This window comes from Micromonospora sp. WMMD964 (assembly GCF_029581455.1).
Taxonomy (GTDB): Bacteria; Actinomycetota; Actinomycetes; order Mycobacteriales; family Micromonosporaceae; genus Micromonospora.
This window is the reverse complement of sequence record NZ_CP120860.1, coordinates 760,406-776,309: the sequence shown is the minus strand read 5'-3', so window position 1 is coordinate 776,309 and position 15,904 is coordinate 760,406. Positions and strand designations below refer to the sequence as shown.

Sequence of the window (15,904 nt, the reverse complement as noted above, 5' to 3'; positions counted from 1 at the left end):
CGTGGACCACGGTGGCCCGGAGGTTACTCCGCGCCCGACCCCCTCGACCGCGTGACCGGGCGTTCGGGTGGCCGGGCCGGACTCCCCGCCACGCCGGTTCCGATCCGGACCCGCCGCAGGTTCGTTGCGGGGCTGGTGGGCCTGCCCACGGTGCGTGCCGTCGATACCGAAGGTGCGCCGGTGCGGGGCTCGCCAGCTCGCTCCTCACGTGCGCGGGGCGGTTCGATGGTGCACGACTGCGGGGCTCGCAAGCTCACTCCTCGCGTACACGGTGTACCGTCGAATGACCGCGGCGCGGCAGTTTTCGCGCCTCGGGGTCGAGCCGGCCCGCACGGCGGCTCCGGCCGCCGCTCACGCGGCGACACCATCAGACGGTCAGGACGTCGATCAGGAGGATGCGGGCGCCCCGGCGCTCGACAACAGTATGGAACGTACGCGTTTCTTCCGCCGACCGGTGGTCTGGATCATCCTGGTCATCCTCGGCGCCGTTGTGCTCAGTCAACTGTTCACCGCTGGTCCCAGCTACCACCGCGTGGACACTTCCGTTGCGCTCGATCAGCTGCACACCGCCAAGATCAATAAGGTCGTCTTCCAGGACAAGGAGCAGACGGTCCAACTGGACCTCGCTCAGAAGACCAAGTTCGGCAAGACCGAGACCGACCGGATCGAGGCCCAGTTCCCGTACCAGGCTGGTGACCAGATCTGGAACGAGGTGCTGGACGCCAAGGCGGCCAACCGCGTCACCGGCCCGGCCGACGTCAAGGTCTCCTCGGACAGCATCTGGGTGAGCCTGCTGGTCAACCTGCTGCCGATCGCGCTGCTCGTCCTTCTGCTGCTGTTCTTCATGTCGCAGATGCAGGGCGGCGGCTCCCGGGTGCTCAACTTCGGCAAGTCCAAGGCGAAGATGATCACCAAGGACACCCCGAAGACGACCTTCGCGGACGTCGCGGGTGCCGAGGAGGCCGTCGAGGAACTGCACGAGATCAAGGACTTCCTGCAGAACCCCGCGAAGTACCAGGCTCTGGGCGCCAAGATCCCGAAGGGCGTGCTGCTGTTCGGCCCGCCCGGCACCGGCAAGACCCTGCTGGCCCGCGCGGTCGCTGGCGAGGCCGGGGTGCCCTTCTACTCCATCTCCGGCTCCGACTTCGTGGAGATGTTCGTCGGTGTCGGCGCCAGCCGGGTCCGTGACCTCTTCGAGCAGGCCAAGGCGAACGCCCCGGCGATCGTCTTCGTCGACGAGATCGACGCCGTCGGTCGGCACCGTGGCGCCGGCATGGGCGGCGGTCACGACGAGCGCGAGCAGACGCTCAACCAGCTCCTCGTCGAGATGGACGGCTTCGACACCAAGGGCGGGGTCATCCTGATCGCCGCCACCAACCGGCCGGACATCCTCGACCCGGCGCTGCTGCGCCCGGGCCGTTTCGACAGGCAGATCCCGGTGGACGCCCCCGACATGGAGGGCCGCAAGGCCATCCTGCGGGTGCACGCCAAGGGTAAGCCGTTCACCCCCGACGTCGACCTCGACTCGGTGGCACGGCGCACCCCGGGCTTCAGCGGCGCCGACCTGGCCAACGTGATCAACGAGTCGGCCCTGCTCACCGCCCGCAAGGACCAGCGCGCGATCACCAACGACTCGCTGGAAGAGTCGATCGACCGGGTGATCGCAGGTCCGCAGCGGCGCACCCGCGTGATGAGCGACCAGGAAAAGAAGATCACCGCGTACCACGAGGGTGGGCACGCGCTGGTCGCCTGGGCGCTGCCGCACGCCGCGCCGGTGCACAAGGTGACGATCCTGTCGCGTGGCCGTTCGCTGGGCCACACCCTGGTACTCCCCACCGAGGACAAGTACACCCAGACGCGCGCCGAAATGATCGACACCCTGGCGTACGCGCTGGGTGGTCGGGCCGCCGAGGAGCTGGTCTTCCACGAGCCGACCACCGGTGCCGGCAACGACATCGAGAAGGCCACCCAGTTGGCCCGCGCGATGATCACCCAGTACGGCATGAGCTCCAAGCTCGGCGCGATCAAGTACGGCACCAGCGGAGACGAGCCGTTCCTCGGCCGCAACATGGGCCACGAGCGGGACTACTCGGACTCGGTGGCCGCCGAGATCGACGGCGAGATGCGGGCACTCGTCGAGCTGGCGCACGACGAGGCCTGGGAGATCCTGGTGGAATACCGGGACGTCCTGGACAACATCGTGCTGGAGCTGATGGAGAAGGAGACCCTCTCCACGGCCGATATGGCGCGGATCTGCGCCCGGGTGGTGAAGCGCCCGCCGCTGGCCCCGTACAACGGCTTCGGCAAGCGCCAGCCCTCCACCGAGCCGCCCGTGCTCACCCCGGCGGAGAAGGACAAGCTCAAGGCGCAGGCCCAGGCTGACGGCGCGCAGGCGTCGGTCGGCGGTGGGGCGCCGTCGAACAACTCGGACGGCACGCACTGAGCAACGACCCGACGGCCAGCTCCCCTCACCGGGAGCTGGCCGTCTCCGCGACCGAACCCGACGGCGACGACGAGCTGGACTACGTCGCCGCTCGGCTGATCAGCGGCAAGCTGACCGGCCGCCCCGTCGAGGACGCCGTCGACCTGGGCCGGATCGAGAAGGCCGTCCGCGAGATCCTGATCGCGGTCGGCGAGGACCCGGACCGCGACGGCCTCCAACAGACCCCGGCCCGGGTCGCCCGCGCGTACGCCGAACTCTTCGCCGGGCTGCGCGTCGACCCGGCGCAGGTGCTCAGCACCACCTTCGAGGCCAACCACGAAGAGCTGGTGATCGTCCGGGACATCGACGTGATGAGCCTCTGCGAGCACCACCTGCTGCCGTTCCGGGGCAGCGCGCACATCGGCTACATCCCCGGCCCGGACGGGCGGATCACCGGCCTGTCCAAGCTCGCCCGACTGGTCGAGGTCTTCGCCCGTCGACCCCAGGTGCAGGAGCGGCTCACCTCGCAGGTCGCCGACCTGCTGATGAGCAGACTCGCACCACGCGGGGTCGTCGTCGTGCTCGAATGCGAGCACATGTGCATGGCGATGCGCGGCATCCAGAAATCCGGTGCCAAGACCATCACCTCAGCGGTACGCGGCATCCTGCAGACGGACTCGAAGTCGCGGGCCGAGGCGATGGCGCTGATCATCCCCCGCTGACACCCCGACCGACACCGGCCGGCCGATCCCTTTCCGGGGCGGCCGGCCGGTTCCGTTCCTGCCCCAACCGCGCCAGGCGAAGCCCTCGCCCGGTCAGCCGGCGAGCACGGCCAGCAGCAGACCCGCCGTGACCAGCACCGCCGGCACCAGGCACACCAGCGCGCCGAAGCGGACCGTGCGGTCCAGCCGCTCCGCCGGGCCGACGCGGAACAGCCGCCCGATGCCCAGCCAACCGGCGACGAACGCGACCGCCGGCATCGGCAGCCCACAGATCAGCGCGGCCACGGTGGCCGGCCCGATGCCCGTCGCCGCGTACACCGCGACCTGGATCAGCGGCACCAGCAGCGCCAACGGCCCGTACACCAGGAGGTTGCGCGCCCGGACCGACCACGACCCCGGCCGGAACCGACGGCGCGTGCCCAGCGCCGCGTCCGCCGCCTCGGCCCGGCCCCGCGCGGCGCGCAACGCCGCCAACACCGCGGCCGGGCCACCCGCCATCGACCGGGCCGCCTCGGTCAGCTCCGGCGGCGACGGCACCAGCGAGATCGCCGGTACGCCCAACTCCCGCAGCCGCTCCTGCTGACTCGCCAGCCCGGTCCGCACCACGGTCAACTCCTCCCGGGCGGCCTCCGCCGACCGGGCCTGCTCACCGGCTGCGGCAGCCGCGCTGCGGCGTACCCCGTCGAGCTGACGCGCCGCGGCCAGGTACTCCGCCCAGACCGTGCTCGGCTCGACCGCCGTCGGCGTGACGTCTCCGCTCGCCGATGCGGCGCGCTGACGTCCCGGCCCGGTCACCGTCGCGTTCGGACCCACCTCGACACCTCCCGCTCGCGCCATCGCGTCAGCCGGTCTCGTCCGCGAACGGCACCAGGACCCGACCCCGCTCGTCGGGGCCGTCCCACAGCACCGCCCGGTCGGGGCGGACCCGCCACTCCACCGGCCGCCCGAAGACGGCGGTGAGCTGCGGGATCGGCACGTCCAGCACGACCACGGCGGCCAGCTTGTCGACCTCGCCCGCCGGCTCGACCAACGCGGCGAACGGCGGCACCGCACGCCACCAGCCCAGCAGGTGCCTCCCCGCCGGCGGGCCGTCCCGCAGCAACGCCCGGAGCCGGTCCACCGGCAACTCCCGGGGACCCGGCCGGTCCAGACCGAAGACCACCAGGTACGTCGGCAACTCGTCGGCCGGGTCCGCCAGCAGCGTCGACAGATCCACCATCTCGGCCGAATGCCGGGTGGCCAACTCGGCGGTCAACGCCTCCGCCAGCGCCCGCGAACTCGGATCCGGTGCCGCCACCAGGAAACGAGCGCTCCCCGGAGGGTGATGGTCGGCGGTGCTCCGGGCCGCCGTCGCCAGCAGCCCACCTGCCGCGGCACCCGAACCCAACACCGCCAGGTTGCGCCCGGCCGCCGGCCCCAACGGCACGGCGACAGTCGAACGGGCCACATCCACCGCGCGGCCCAGCAGGGCGGCTGGGCCGTGCGCCTGCCCCGCCAACGCCGCCCGGTGGCGCGGGTCGTTGCTCAGCAGAGGCCGGGCGTAACCGGCGAAGACCACCGGAGGCGCCGACCCGGCCGGGCGGGCCGCCCACAACTCGTGCCGAAGCTCCTCCACCACCTCCGGGTGGTCCTGCGGGTCCGGATAGCGGATCAACCGTTCGTGACCCCGGATCGCACCCCGAGGCCCGCCGAGCCCACCGGCGGTGTTGACCACCGCGCTGCCTACCGGCAGACCGGCCGCCGAATCGTTCGTCGGCTCCAGCACCGGGCTGCCGCCCGGCAACGCCACCCGCACCGGAAACTGCCCGAGCACCGAATCCCGGTGGCCGGCGTCCGCGCGGACACTCAGCCCCAGCTCGCCCGCCCCGGCCAACACCAGGTGTACGCCGAACGCCCGACCGGCCCGGGCCAACCCGTCCAACTGGGCCGCCACCTCGGCGGCCAGCCGGTCCCGCTCGGCGAAGAGCAGCGGCACATTCTCCAACACGCACACGATCCGCGGCAGCGACTGATGCTGACGCAGCTCCGCGAACCGTTGCCCACCAGCCCGCGTCGCCGCCTCCGCCCGCCGCCGCACCTCGGCCGTCAACTCGTCGAGCAGATCCCGCACGTACTCCCGGTCGGCGGCCATCGCCGCAGCGCGCACCTGCGGAATCCACGACCGGTCGCGCTCGGTCTGCAGGAACTCCACGAAGGACTCACCTTCGCCCAGATCCGCCAGGTAGAGCGACAGCTCGTCCGGGCCGTACCGAGCGGCCAGGCCCAGCAGCGCGGTGGTCAGGAACGCGGCACGACCCCCCGCGGAACGGCCACTCACCAACCAGTGCGGCGTCAGCTCGGTGAAACCCAGGGGCACCGACCGGCCCCCGGCGTCACCGACCGTGGTCGTCATCCCGTCCACGGAGTCCGACTCCCACAGGTGCTCGCCCGTCGGTGGCAGCAGAGCCGCCAACGCCAACCGCGAACCCGCCTCCACCTGCTCGGCCAGCCGTCGACAGACCGCGCCCACCAACTCGGCCGGCGGATCCGACTCCACGAAGACCGGTGAGTTCAACCCGCCCGGCGGATCCGCGCCCGGCCCGGCGAAGGATGCCCCCGGCGGGTCACCGAGCAGCGCGTACGCGTTGCGCAACGCCACCGCCGTGGTGCGCGGCAGCGGCGCCCGGACGGCGTACGGACCGGCCGGCGGCCAGCCGGCCACCACCAGGTGCAACCCCGCTGCCGGCCCCTGCTCGGCCAGCGCCTCAAGCCGCGCCAGATCACTCGGACCAGTCGACTCCGGCAACGCCGCGACCACCAACAGCAACGTACGGTCGTGGCGACGCCGGCCACTCGCACCCGGCGTCACCCACTGCTCCGCCTCGGTCAACACCGCGCGCAGGCCGGTCACGTCCACCGCAGGCGGCGGCAACAGACCGGCGTCGGCGAGCGGACCGAACGACGTCAGCACGACACCGGTGGCGTCCACCGCGCGAACCAACAAGGCACCCGCCGGTGTCGCACCCAACAACCGCAGGAGTACGGCCCGGAGCAACCCCGCCACCCGCGGCTCCCGGGCATCCGCGTCCACGCTCAGATGACCGGTGCCCACCAACGGCACCAACGCGGGAAAACGGGCATCATCCAGCGGCGCCGCCGTGCCGACCCGCACGAACGGCGGCGGACCGTCACCCGCCGCGGTGTCCACCGTCAGCGAATTCAATGCCGCACCCGACCAGCCCGGAGCCAGCCGTGCGGCAACCTCCCGCAGACGATCGGCCACCTCGTACTGGCGGCGCTGATCGGCCGGGGCCGGTCGCGTCTCGTCCAGGATCCCCGCGGCAGCGGTAGCGACTGCCGCCGCCCGACGGTGCAGAGCTGCGGCGCGGTTCGTACGTGCCTTCGGACCGGCCACCGCGTCCACCCCCTCTGCCCGAGGTTGGCAACCCCTCCCGAGCAGAGACGGTATCCCAGCCGGGTCCCCTCCTCCGGGAGGTGCCTCGGCGGTGCGCCAGGGATGTCGTTGATCTCACCGGTGGGGAGGGGTCCGTCACGATCCGCTGGATCTGAGGCATTGGCTCCGGGGCGTCCAGCCGATAACTTCAGGAGGTGGAATCAGTGCAGCCCCCCGCCGGTTCCCAGGTCTCCCGCGTACCGGCCCAACGGGCACCGTCCGAGCAACTGCCGCCGGCTGCGGCACCACCGGCGCCGCAGCCGCCGCGCCGCCGAATGCGGACCGTGCTCACGGTCGTCGGCGGTGTTCTCGCGTTGCTCTGTCTGGGCGGGGCCATCACGGGCTACGTGCTGTACAACCGCGCGGCAGCCCCCGACCGCAGCACGCCCGACGTTGCAGTAGTCAACTACCTCCAGGCGACGCTCGTCTCCCGCGATTTGAATCGGGCAAAGCTGTTTTCCTGCAATGGCGGGGTTCCCGCGGTCAATGAATTCGCTGCTCAAGTAGCCGGGCGTGAACAGGAATTGGGCGTGGCCTTCTCGATCAATATCGAGAATGTTGTGGTTTCCAAGACCGCCGTATCTGACGCGGTTGTAACCGCCGTAATCCGCCGAAGCGCATCGATCGATGGTGTTCACCAAAGCCTGGCGGACACATGGCGGTTCGATGTGAAGGACAAGGAGGGGTGGCGCGTTTGCGCTGGCAATAGAGTGAGCTGACGTTACTCGATCCACAACAGATGGACCGGTACCTCCAGGGTGGTGGGTGCCTGGCCGCGCCAGGCCCAGCGGTACCACTCCACCTCCGGCGTGATCCGGACGCAGATGTCTCCCTCGGCACCCGAGTAGGTCTCGGTGACCGCCCGCAGGTCGCGGTGCTCAACGCCGTCCTCGACGTGCACGACCCTTCGACCGGTGACCGCGTCCGCCTCGAAGACGGGTGTGGGGTTCCGGTGCGCGGGTCCGTCCAGGGAGACCAACCGGATGCCGGTCTCCCGATCTCCCTCCGCGACCGGGCGGCTGCCGACCGTCTCCGCCCAGACCCGCTCCACCGGCACCAGCGGGGCGAAGACCTCCACCTGCTCGGCCTCGGCCCGGTACCACTCGTGCTCGGGGATCACCGGCACGTAGGTCCGGGCGTTCTGCACCACCCGGTCGTCCGCGCGCAGGTCGCCCCGCCAACCCAGCCCCGGCAGCCCGACCAGCACCCGCCGCCCACGTAGTTCCACCCGGTCGGTGGCGGGCACGACAGCCAGTGGCCGGGGCGGCCGGGGTGCCCAGTCCGGCTGGTCGGCGAACGGGTCCGGCAACGGTCCGGTCATGCCAGTGGTGACCTCACTCGGCGGCGCGCAGCGGGGCACCCCGCTCGCGCATGAACGGAACCGGGTCGATGGCTCCGGAGCTCTTCCGGTTGTTGCGCTCGTGCACCTCGAAGTGCAGATGCGGGCCGGAGGAATTGCCGCTGCTGCCGACCTGCCCGATCACGTCGCCCGCCGAAACGATCTGATGCACCTTGACGCGTGGCTGGACCACCATGTGGCAGTAGCGGGTGATGTAACCACCGGCGTGCAGCAGGTCGACGAACCAACCGCAGCCGCCCTTGTCCGGGTACCCGTCCACGTCACAGTCCCGCCGATTCCGGTTGTCCGGATCGCACTGGGCGACCAGCACCCGACCGGATGCCGCAGCGCGGATCTCGGTGCCCTTCGCCGCGCCGATGTCCACCCCGTGATGGCTGGGTCGGCTGGCGGTGCGGAAGCCGGAGCCGACGTCGCCGGGGATCGGTGCGGTCCAGCCGGAGGCGGCGATCTCGCCGCGCTCGGCCGCGTCGCACACCGCCTTGCCGTTGATCTCGACGGTGCGGGCCGCGCCGCCGGCCAGCGCGTTCACAAGCTTGCTGGCCAACTCCTCGTGCTTGGCGTAGGCGTCCGGATAGGCGCTGACCTGGACCTGCTGTGCCACCACAGTCAGCGGTCGGCGCTGCCAACTGCGGACCTTGACGAGCTTCTCGTAGAACTTCCGAGCTGCGTACGAGGGAGTCATCCGTTCGGCGACCGACCCCCAACCGGGCCGCTGCTGGAACAGCCCCAGCGAGTCGTGGTCGGCCCCGACGCCCTCGTTCGGCAGGCTGAGGGATTCGGGCTCGGCTCTGTTGGCCAGGTTGCGCAGATTTGACTCCTGCATGGCGGTCGCCAGGGCGATGACCCAACCCCGCGACGGCACACCCAGGTCTTGGCCGACCTTGATGATGATCGCAGCGTTGCGAACCTGTGCGTCGCCGTACTCGGTGAACCGGGGCAGCTCGCCCACGATGTCCACCGGACGGACCGGTCCGCAACCCCAGCCGGCCAGGTTGTCCCCGTCCTCCGCGTCGCCGCCGAGCCCACTCAGGAAGAACGCCGCGGTCCCGCCGGTGCAGCAGAGCAGAAGCAGCACACCGGTGAGCATCGTGGCGATCACGCCGACCCGCACCGGTCGGCGGAGGGCGGAACCCCTGCCGGCGCTCACGGCCGCTCCCAATCCACCACGTCGACCATCCACCCCTTGTCGGAGGTGACGAGTTCCAGCCTCAGCCGGCCGTTGTCCAGCGGAAGTAGCAACTCGACGAACGTCTCGGTGCGCTCCCGCATGGTCGGCGGCCCGGTGACCTGCTCGGCGGGCACAGTCTCGGGTTCGGCACCGGCCAGCTTCTCGGTCAGGGCAGGCGTGGAGAGCGGCCGGAGGCCGGTCTGCCACTCCTCCGTGGTCATCCCGGGGCGGCCCAGCCACGCCTTGGTGAATCGGTCCGCGGTCTGTTCGGGCGTCCGGGCACCCGGCGATGTCACCGGTGACGGCGGAGCCTCGTCGGAGAGCACCCCATCGTCGCCGGTCGTCGGGTCCACTGTGGTGATCGGCTGGTTCGGGCGGCTGCTCAAACCGTCGGCCGGATCGAGGGGACCAGACATCAAGCGAGCCGCGCCGAGCACACCGAAGACGAGTACCGCGATGACGAGCGCCACGCCCAGCCGGGACCGCAGCGCCCGGGTGAAGAGAAACTCAAGCGCCCGTCGCATCCCCGTCACCGTGCCTCTGAGCGCACCCGAGGTCCGGAACGGTCCGGCGTGCGCTCCGTCGACCCGGGCCGGTAGACGACGAACGACGGGTTCTCGGCCGGCACGTCCGGCTCGGTCCACGTTGCCGGCTGACGGCGACGTGGCTGGGGGGCGACGGGACGGCCCCGGCCTCTGGTCTCGGCCGCCGGTGTCTCATCGGGGCGTTCCCGGCCGTCGGGGCGCCCGCTGTCGCGCTGGCCCGCGCCGGCAGCCGACGGCGTCGAGACCGGATCCTCCCGGCGGGCCTCCGGGCGCAGTCGGGTCTGTTCCACGTCGGGCGACCGTCGACGCCCGCCCACCGGCTCGGCTGTGCCGCCCGGCTCCGCCACGTCCAGTCGGGCGGCGGTCCGCATGTCCCGGAAGAACCGGCGGTGCCAGGAGCCGGCCGAACTCACCGCCTCGCTGCTGTCCTTGCCGCCGAGTTGGGTGATCCGTCGGTACGGCCGCAGCAACAGCCAGCCGACCACCCCGCAGAGCCAGACCAGCACCACCTGGAGCCAACCTGCCAGGGTTGGCGTGCTCATGATCAGGTCGACGGCGAACAGGTAGATCGCGGCCCCGGTGCCGAAGATGGCGATGTTGAACACCGCCGCGACCACGGCGTTCGCCAACCTCCGTAGGCCGGCGCTGGCCGGCCGGAGCAGGCCGATGGTGCCCAGGATGGGTGCCGCGATCACCGCCCACCGGAAGATGAGGAAGCCCAGCAGGACCAGCAACGACGCGGTCAGGTCGAACATCGCGAAGAGCAACGCGGCCAGCACCGCGATGAACCCAGCACCGACGCGGTCCATGTCGCGCACGCCCTGGAGGTATTCGTACGCCTCCGGGTCCTCGGTCTGGATCTGCTGGGCCACCCGTGCCCACTGCTGCTGCTTGGCCTTGATCGTCGCCTCTCGGGTAGCCGGGTTGGCGCGCATGGATTGGGCCTCGCCCCATGTCAGAGACCGTGCGTCGTACAAGGCCGGGCCGTACTTACGGGCGGTCTCGCTGTCCGCCGAGCCCAGCACTCCGCGGAGCCAGTTCCGGTAGAGCATGGTCTCGGTAGCGGTGTCGCTGGCTCGGACGGCGGGCGTGCGGAGGTCCTTACAGCGGTTCGGGTCGGGGTCGATGCACCGCCCTGGGTCCGGCTCCTTCGCCTGCGGACCGACCGCGTCGTGGACGACCCCAAGGCTTGTGACAAGTGCACCGTCGGCGACATTGGCCGACTTGACCGGCCAGGCGGCGAGGGCGGTGACCGCGACCATCACCAGCAGTGCCCACCCCGCGGTGGTCATCGCGTTGCTCATGTCTGACTGGCGGGATCGCCAGAGTAGATAGAGCCCCACCACGCAGAGGGTGATGATGCCGAAGACGCTGAACACCTTCTCGTACACGGCCTTGGTGGCCTGCTCGACCAGCGGGTCCGCCCAGCCCCACATCGAGCCGGGGTCCCAGGCACGCTCACGAAGTGCGTTGGACGCACCGATGATTGCCGTAGCGGCCATGAATTCGCCATTGGCGATCGTAGTGGTGAACTTGTAGTCCGGATGCAGCACGCTGGACGCGCAGCCACCCTCGATGTCATAGGTGTTGTAGCTGTAGCCACCGTAGCCGTAGAGGCTGTACCGGCCAGCCACCCCGTTCGCTGCTTCCGTTGGCGGCGCTGCGGCGAACCAGCCGGCGAGGCCCGAGTCCGGTGTGCCGGGCGTCGGAGCGTTACGGCACTTGACCTCGTCCTCGCTGACTGTCTGGAGCTTCTGCACGCAGGCCCGGAAGTCGGCCTGCCATTCGGCTGTCGTGCAGAGGTCGGCGCGGGCCTGGGCGACGGGTGGGGCCGCCGCTGCGGCCTCCGCCCCGATCAGCGGCCAGGTGAGGGTCGCCCCGGCCAGGACGCCGAGGGCGAGCAGGAACGACGTGATCCTTGCCCGGGCCCCGGGGCTTGGGGCCCGGCCCTTCGCCTCGGCTCGACCGAGGACCTTGACCCAGGCCCTAGCCATGTCACGCCTCCAGATCCGGAAGGGGGATGCTCGGCAGGACTCCAGCCGCCGCGGCGATCGCGGCGGGCGTCGTATCGAGGTGATCCAGCAGCCCTTCGACGTACGAGACGTCGACGCGGACCTTCTGCACCCTGCCGTCGACGTCGCGCATCACGAACTCTCGGAAGCCGAGGCGGGAGGCCGAGTTGGTGTCGGCGGCGGAGAGCGAGGCGAGAGTGGCCTCGTACCCGTCGTTGACCGGCACCCGCAGCAGCCGCAGCGCTTCGGAGGCGATCTCGGTGTCCTCGGCGATGCGGCCGACGAAGACGGTGGAGACGAGGTTCTGCACGTCGAGGCCGAGGATGTCGCGGGGGTTCTGCGAGGCGACGAGCGCGGCGAGGTTCCACTTGCGGGAGTCGCGGGCGAGTCGGACCAGGAACGAACGCCCGGACCGCCAGCCCTCCATGAAGTGCGCCTCGTCCAGGCCGACCAGTTTGCGCGACGACATCGAGCCGCCGTAGCAGCGCCGAACGGCGAGCCGGTGCGCGGTGTGCAGCATCGGCAGGGCCAGCGCCTCCTCGGCCGACCAGTACTCGCGTTCGATCTTGAGGTCGGGCAGCCGCAGCCCGGCCATGGTGATCACCGTGAGTGCGGCGTCGGCGCCGAGCAGCCCCTCCGGGGGACGGCCGAAGAAGAGCATGGCCAGGGGCATCTCGGCGGTGTCCAGCAGGAGGTTGGCCAGTTCCTTGCCGGCGTCGTCGTCGAGGCGCCCGAGGCAGCTCACGACGTCGTCCAGGGTGGACGTCTCCTCGGCGGGAACCTGACGGACGGCGTGCCGGAACAGGGTGGCGGTGGACGCCTCCCTGGCCACCTGCGGCGGGACCAGCATCATGCAGATGTCCTGGACCAGCATCCGCCGCTCGGCCCGCGCGTTGGAGACCGCGATCTCGAACTCGCGGTCACCGGCGGCCCCGGTGCCGAACTCGGTGCGCAGGGGCGTCGGGATGAGCGAGTAGGGCGCCAGGGTGCCGTGCTCCGAGCCGGTCAGGTTCAACACCCGGGAGTACGGCCGCAGCTCGGGCATCGCGCAGAGGCGGGCCAGCGGCCCGGACGGGTCGAGCAGGGTCACCTGGACACCCCGGCGGGCGGCCAGGTAGCCCAGTGCGCCGAGCAGGGTCGACTTGCCGCCACCCGGTTCGGCGACGAAGACCGCGAGCCCGGAGCGTTCCCGGACCTCCATGGGGAAGTGCAGGTCGAGGAAGACCGGGCGGCGGCAGGTGCCGGCGGTCCGGCCGATCAGGTCGCCCCGACGGTCGCCCACGTTCGACGCGGCCTGGGGGAGTGCGGCCGCGAGCAACGGCACCGGCATGCGCCGGACGTAGCCGGTGTTGGCGATCGGCTCCCCGGGGATGAACTCGCGGGCCAACCAGTCCTGGTTCTTCGGGTGTTGCAGCGAGATGCGCAGTTCCCGGGAGTAGAGCTGGATGAGCCGGCGGGCCCGCTCCAGGCATTCCTCCCTGGTCCGGCCGCCGACCGCGATCCGGTGCCAGCCGTGCGCACGGGCCGAGTCGACCGGCAGGCCGGTGGTCATCTCGTCGCCGATCACCAGCGCCCGCTTGGCGAGTCGTTCCAGCTCCGGGGGTGCGTCGATGCCGTGCTCGGCGTAGTCGAGCTGTTGGGAGCGGATCATCCGTAGCCGGTGTTCGAGGTTACGGAAGGAGTCGCCGGAGCCGAGGATGTCGACGCGGGTGGAGATCTCCATCGGCCAGGGCAGCCGCTCGTGGAAGTGCAGCCAGGGCTCGTGCCGTTCCGGGATCTCCAGCGGCTCCATCCGGCCGACCGCGAGCACTGCCACGTGCCGCTCCTCGCCGGTCATCCGGTTGACCAGCTTGACCGTCGAGCCGTACGGGGTGCGGTAGCGCTCCACCTGCTCGGTCAGGGCGAGCAGGTCACCGCGTTCCCAGCGCCCGTCGGTCACCGGCGAGAGCGTGCCGGGGGGTGCCATGCACAGCGCCACCGACCGGTAGAGGAGCCACTCCAACTCCTGTGCGGTGACCCGTCGACCCCGCATGCCGAACGCGCCGAGCACCTCGTCGAACTGTTCGACGGTGCGGCCCAGCTTGCGGCGTTCGCCCTCGGCGGTGCCCCGACCGAAGGTGCGCAGCATCCGCTCGGTGAGGGAGTCGCCGAGGGAGCGGCGGGCGAAGGTGACACCCAGGTAGGTCTGGCCCTCGGCGTGGTTGACCGCCATCAGGTGTCGTTGGGCGGCGACCAGGTGATCTGCCCAGCCGGTGGTGCCGGGAACGTCGGCGAGCGGCGCGGCGGTGTGGGCGTCGATGGTGCGCGCCCACTCGTCGGCGGGGAACGGCCGGGTGGTGCGGCGCAGGTGCAGCCGGAAGCCGGCCAGGCCCGCGTACTGCTCGGAGATCGCCGACAGGAGTGCTTCGCGTTCGGCGTCCGGCCGGAATGCCCAACGGACCTCGGGCAGCCAATACCAGGCGGTGACCGTGTTGGGGGTGAAGGTGAGGTGACCGGCGATCTCGGTGATGGCCAGTTCGACCGACGGGTCCCGATCACCGAACTTGATCTTCGGTGCGCGGATCCGGGTCGGCTTCGTCGGTCGGTCCTGGCGACCGGCGGCGCGGCCTCGGGGCGGGGCGACCTCCTTGCCGACACCCTTGGCTCGATCCGAGCCGGCGGCGCGGCGTTGGGGCCGTTCCAGGGCCGGCCGGTCGGTCGGAGCGGCGTTGGCCGGACGCTCGACAGGAGCGGTCGACCGCTCCACGGGCTGGGTGTGGGCCGGGGCTCGTTCCACGGGTGCCGTGGGTCGACCGGACGCCGCGGTCGGCCGTGCGGGTGACGTGGTGTCGGGTGGGCGGGTCGCCGGGCCCTGGGCCCTCGAGACGGACGTGCCCTCGGTGACCGGCTCGGGCTCTGCGGTCGGCCGGAGGATCGGCAACCGGTCGCCGGCCTGATGCGGCACCCGCGACTCGTTGCCCGGGTGGCCGCCGACGTGTCGTGGCTCGACGCGTCGGCCCCCGTTGCCGGGCTGGTCCTCGGGGGTCCACGGTGGCTCCAGGTCGGGAACGGGTGGAGCTGGTGTCGGACCGGCCGTGGGCGGCTGTTGCTGCGGGATCGCCGGTTGCTCCCGGGTGGTCGGGCCTGCCGAAACGGCTCGTGGGCCGGGCCGGGCTCCGCCGAAGAGGTCGAGGAAGGGCGAGTCGATGTCGGCGTTGTCCCCGGCCGAGACCGCGCTCGGCTCGGCGGGTGCCGGCCGACGAGAGACCGGGCGGGGTGCCTGGAACACGCCGACCGCGCCGTGGCCGGGCGAAGTCACCAGTGCGGGGTCGAGCGCCACCTCGTCCTCGTCTTCGGTGTAGTCGAATGAGTGCGCACGGTGACCTGCCGGCACGGCCGGGCGGCCGGCCGGAGAACCCGGCGTGGACGAGCGACTCATGCGACCGCCTTAGCGACTGTCGACAGACTGTTACCCGCGTCCTGCGACGCACCGATCGGCGTACGCCCGGTCATGCCAGCTCCTCCCGGATCCTGATCCGACTGCCGACCAGACGCGGATCGCGCTGTTCGACCGCCGGCTCCCGGGTGCGTCGCCAGTCGGTCAACGCGGTGCGGATGACCACCCGCGCCGGCCGATCGGGGTCGACGTGCCGGAAGATGAACGACGTGGTCACGATGGCGAGCGCGATCTCCCAGGCCGGGAAGAGCTCGACCGTCAACGTGAACAGCCAGTGGATGAACATGTAGAGGGGGACCAGCAGCATGAAGAGCCCGTACTGGGCGTAGGGCAGGTGGACCGGAAGGGTGTAGCCGGGCGGCCCGAGGTAGACCAGGCGGGCCCGGTAGATGTCGTCGTCGGTGCGCAGCCGCATGTGGGAACGCGCCTATTCGAAGATCAGGTCGATCAGGTAATCGCCGACGAAGAAGAGCGTTGCCGCGCCAGCGATGAAGGCGAGGCCGACGATGGCGATCGCGGAGCTGGTCAGCACCTTGGAGATCTCGCCCCGGCTGGCACGACCGATGAAGATGACGCCGAGGACGGCGAGCAGGATCGGCGCGATCTTGCTGGCGAAGAAGGTGACGACACCGTTGGTGTCGATCCCCTTCGGTGCCGGCTCGGCGAGCGGAGCCGACGCCAGGGTGGAGAGCGCGTGGGCGACGCCGGACGACGCCGTCTCCATGAGCTCGAAGGCGATCACTGGAACCTCCCCATAGCGCGGCCGGCGGTGCCGCGGCGGTGCAATAGGCGAACCTGGCGGGAAA

The 15,904-nt window shown here is 71.1% G+C and carries 12 protein-coding genes; 3 read left to right on the top strand and 9 right to left on the bottom strand.

Annotated elements, in window-relative coordinates; translation table 11 throughout:
• Positions 1 to 424 precede the first annotated feature (424 nt).
• Together ftsH and folE are read left to right on the top strand one after the other, a co-directional pair.
• Positions 425 to 2,443, top strand: coding sequence for an ATP-dependent zinc metalloprotease FtsH (ftsH, locus tag O7616_RS03680; protein ID WP_282264020.1), 2,019 nt, complete (start codon positions 425 to 427; stop codon positions 2,441 to 2,443).
• A gap of 35 nt (positions 2,444 to 2,478) precedes the next feature.
• A complete protein-coding gene (gene folE, locus O7616_RS03675; protein ID WP_282264734.1) occupies positions 2,479 to 3,144 on the top strand; it encodes a GTP cyclohydrolase I FolE in 666 nt (221 codons plus the stop codon).
• A gap of 93 nt (positions 3,145 to 3,237) precedes the next feature.
• Here the strand turns inward: folE and O7616_RS03670 are convergent, their stop codons facing one another.
• Both O7616_RS03670 and O7616_RS03665 read right to left on the bottom strand, forming a co-directional pair.
• The gene (locus tag O7616_RS03670) at positions 3,238 to 3,957 is read right to left on the bottom strand and encodes a hypothetical protein (protein WP_282305615.1); all 720 of its coding nucleotides are present in this window, start codon (positions 3,955 to 3,957) and stop codon (positions 3,238 to 3,240) included.
• A gap of 28 nt (positions 3,958 to 3,985) precedes the next feature.
• On the bottom strand, positions 3,986 to 6,547 hold the full coding sequence (locus tag O7616_RS03665) for an FtsK/SpoIIIE domain-containing protein (protein WP_282305614.1): 2,562 nt from the start codon (positions 6,545 to 6,547) through the stop codon (positions 3,986 to 3,988).
• 314 nt (positions 6,548 to 6,861) lie between these two features.
• Here O7616_RS03665 and O7616_RS03660 point away from each other — a divergent pair, with 314 nt between their 5' ends.
• On the top strand, positions 6,862 to 7,296 hold the full coding sequence (locus tag O7616_RS03660; RefSeq protein ID WP_282305613.1) for a hypothetical protein: 435 nt from the start codon (positions 6,862 to 6,864) through the stop codon (positions 7,294 to 7,296).
• Positions 7,297 to 7,298: 2 nt separating this feature from the next.
• On the opposite strand, the gene O7616_RS03655 is transcribed toward O7616_RS03660, so the two are convergent.
• The 7 genes from O7616_RS03655 to O7616_RS03625 form a co-directional block, all read right to left on the bottom strand.
• Positions 7,299 to 7,898 carry a hypothetical protein gene (locus O7616_RS03655; protein WP_282305612.1) on the bottom strand — a complete coding sequence of 200 codons (600 nt, stop codon included), beginning with the start codon at positions 7,896 to 7,898 and terminating at the stop codon, positions 7,299 to 7,301.
• A 13-nt stretch (positions 7,899 to 7,911) separates the two neighbouring features.
• A complete protein-coding gene (locus tag O7616_RS03650; RefSeq protein ID WP_282264736.1) occupies positions 7,912 to 9,024 on the bottom strand; it encodes a M23 family metallopeptidase in 1,113 nt (370 codons plus the stop codon).
• 56 nt (positions 9,025 to 9,080) lie between these two features.
• On the bottom strand, positions 9,081 to 9,638 hold the full coding sequence (locus O7616_RS03645; protein ID WP_282305611.1) for a hypothetical protein: 558 nt from the start codon (positions 9,636 to 9,638) through the stop codon (positions 9,081 to 9,083).
• Positions 9,635 to 11,644, bottom strand: coding sequence for an MFS transporter (locus tag O7616_RS03640; protein WP_282305610.1), 2,010 nt, complete (start codon positions 11,642 to 11,644; stop codon positions 9,635 to 9,637). The genes O7616_RS03645 and O7616_RS03640 overlap by 4 nt, the downstream gene beginning before the upstream one ends.
• A 1-nt stretch (position 11,645) precedes the next feature.
• Positions 11,646 to 15,080: an ATP-binding protein gene (locus tag O7616_RS03635; RefSeq protein ID WP_282264027.1), complete on the bottom strand. Its 3,435-nt coding sequence runs from the start codon at positions 15,078 to 15,080 to the stop codon at positions 11,646 to 11,648.
• A 70-nt stretch (positions 15,081 to 15,150) separates the two neighbouring features.
• Positions 15,151 to 15,513: a hypothetical protein gene (locus O7616_RS03630; RefSeq protein WP_053654782.1), complete on the bottom strand. Its 363-nt coding sequence runs from the start codon at positions 15,511 to 15,513 to the stop codon at positions 15,151 to 15,153.
• Between the two features lie 12 nt (positions 15,514 to 15,525).
• The gene (locus O7616_RS03625) at positions 15,526 to 15,840 is read right to left on the bottom strand and encodes a hypothetical protein (protein WP_053654780.1); all 315 of its coding nucleotides are present in this window, start codon (positions 15,838 to 15,840) and stop codon (positions 15,526 to 15,528) included.
• Positions 15,841 to 15,904: the final 64 nt, after the last annotated feature.

Coding starts and splice junctions, on each gene's coding strand:
- O7616_RS03655 (WP_282305612.1), bottom strand. CDS start 7,898: ATGACCGGACCGTTGCCGGACCCGTTCGCCGACCAGCCGGACTGGGCA.
- ftsH (WP_282264020.1), top strand. CDS start 425: ATGGAACGTACGCGTTTCTTCCGCCGACCGGTGGTCTGGATCATCCTG.
- O7616_RS03630 (WP_053654782.1), bottom strand. CDS start 15,513: ATGCGGCTGCGCACCGACGACGACATCTACCGGGCCCGCCTGGTCTAC.
- O7616_RS03640 (WP_282305610.1), bottom strand. CDS start 11,644: ATGGCTAGGGCCTGGGTCAAGGTCCTCGGTCGAGCCGAGGCGAAGGGC.
- O7616_RS03650 (WP_282264736.1), bottom strand. CDS start 9,024: ATGCTCACCGGTGTGCTGCTTCTGCTCTGCTGCACCGGCGGGACCGCG.
- O7616_RS03635 (WP_282264027.1), bottom strand. CDS start 15,080: ATGAGTCGCTCGTCCACGCCGGGTTCTCCGGCCGGCCGCCCGGCCGTG.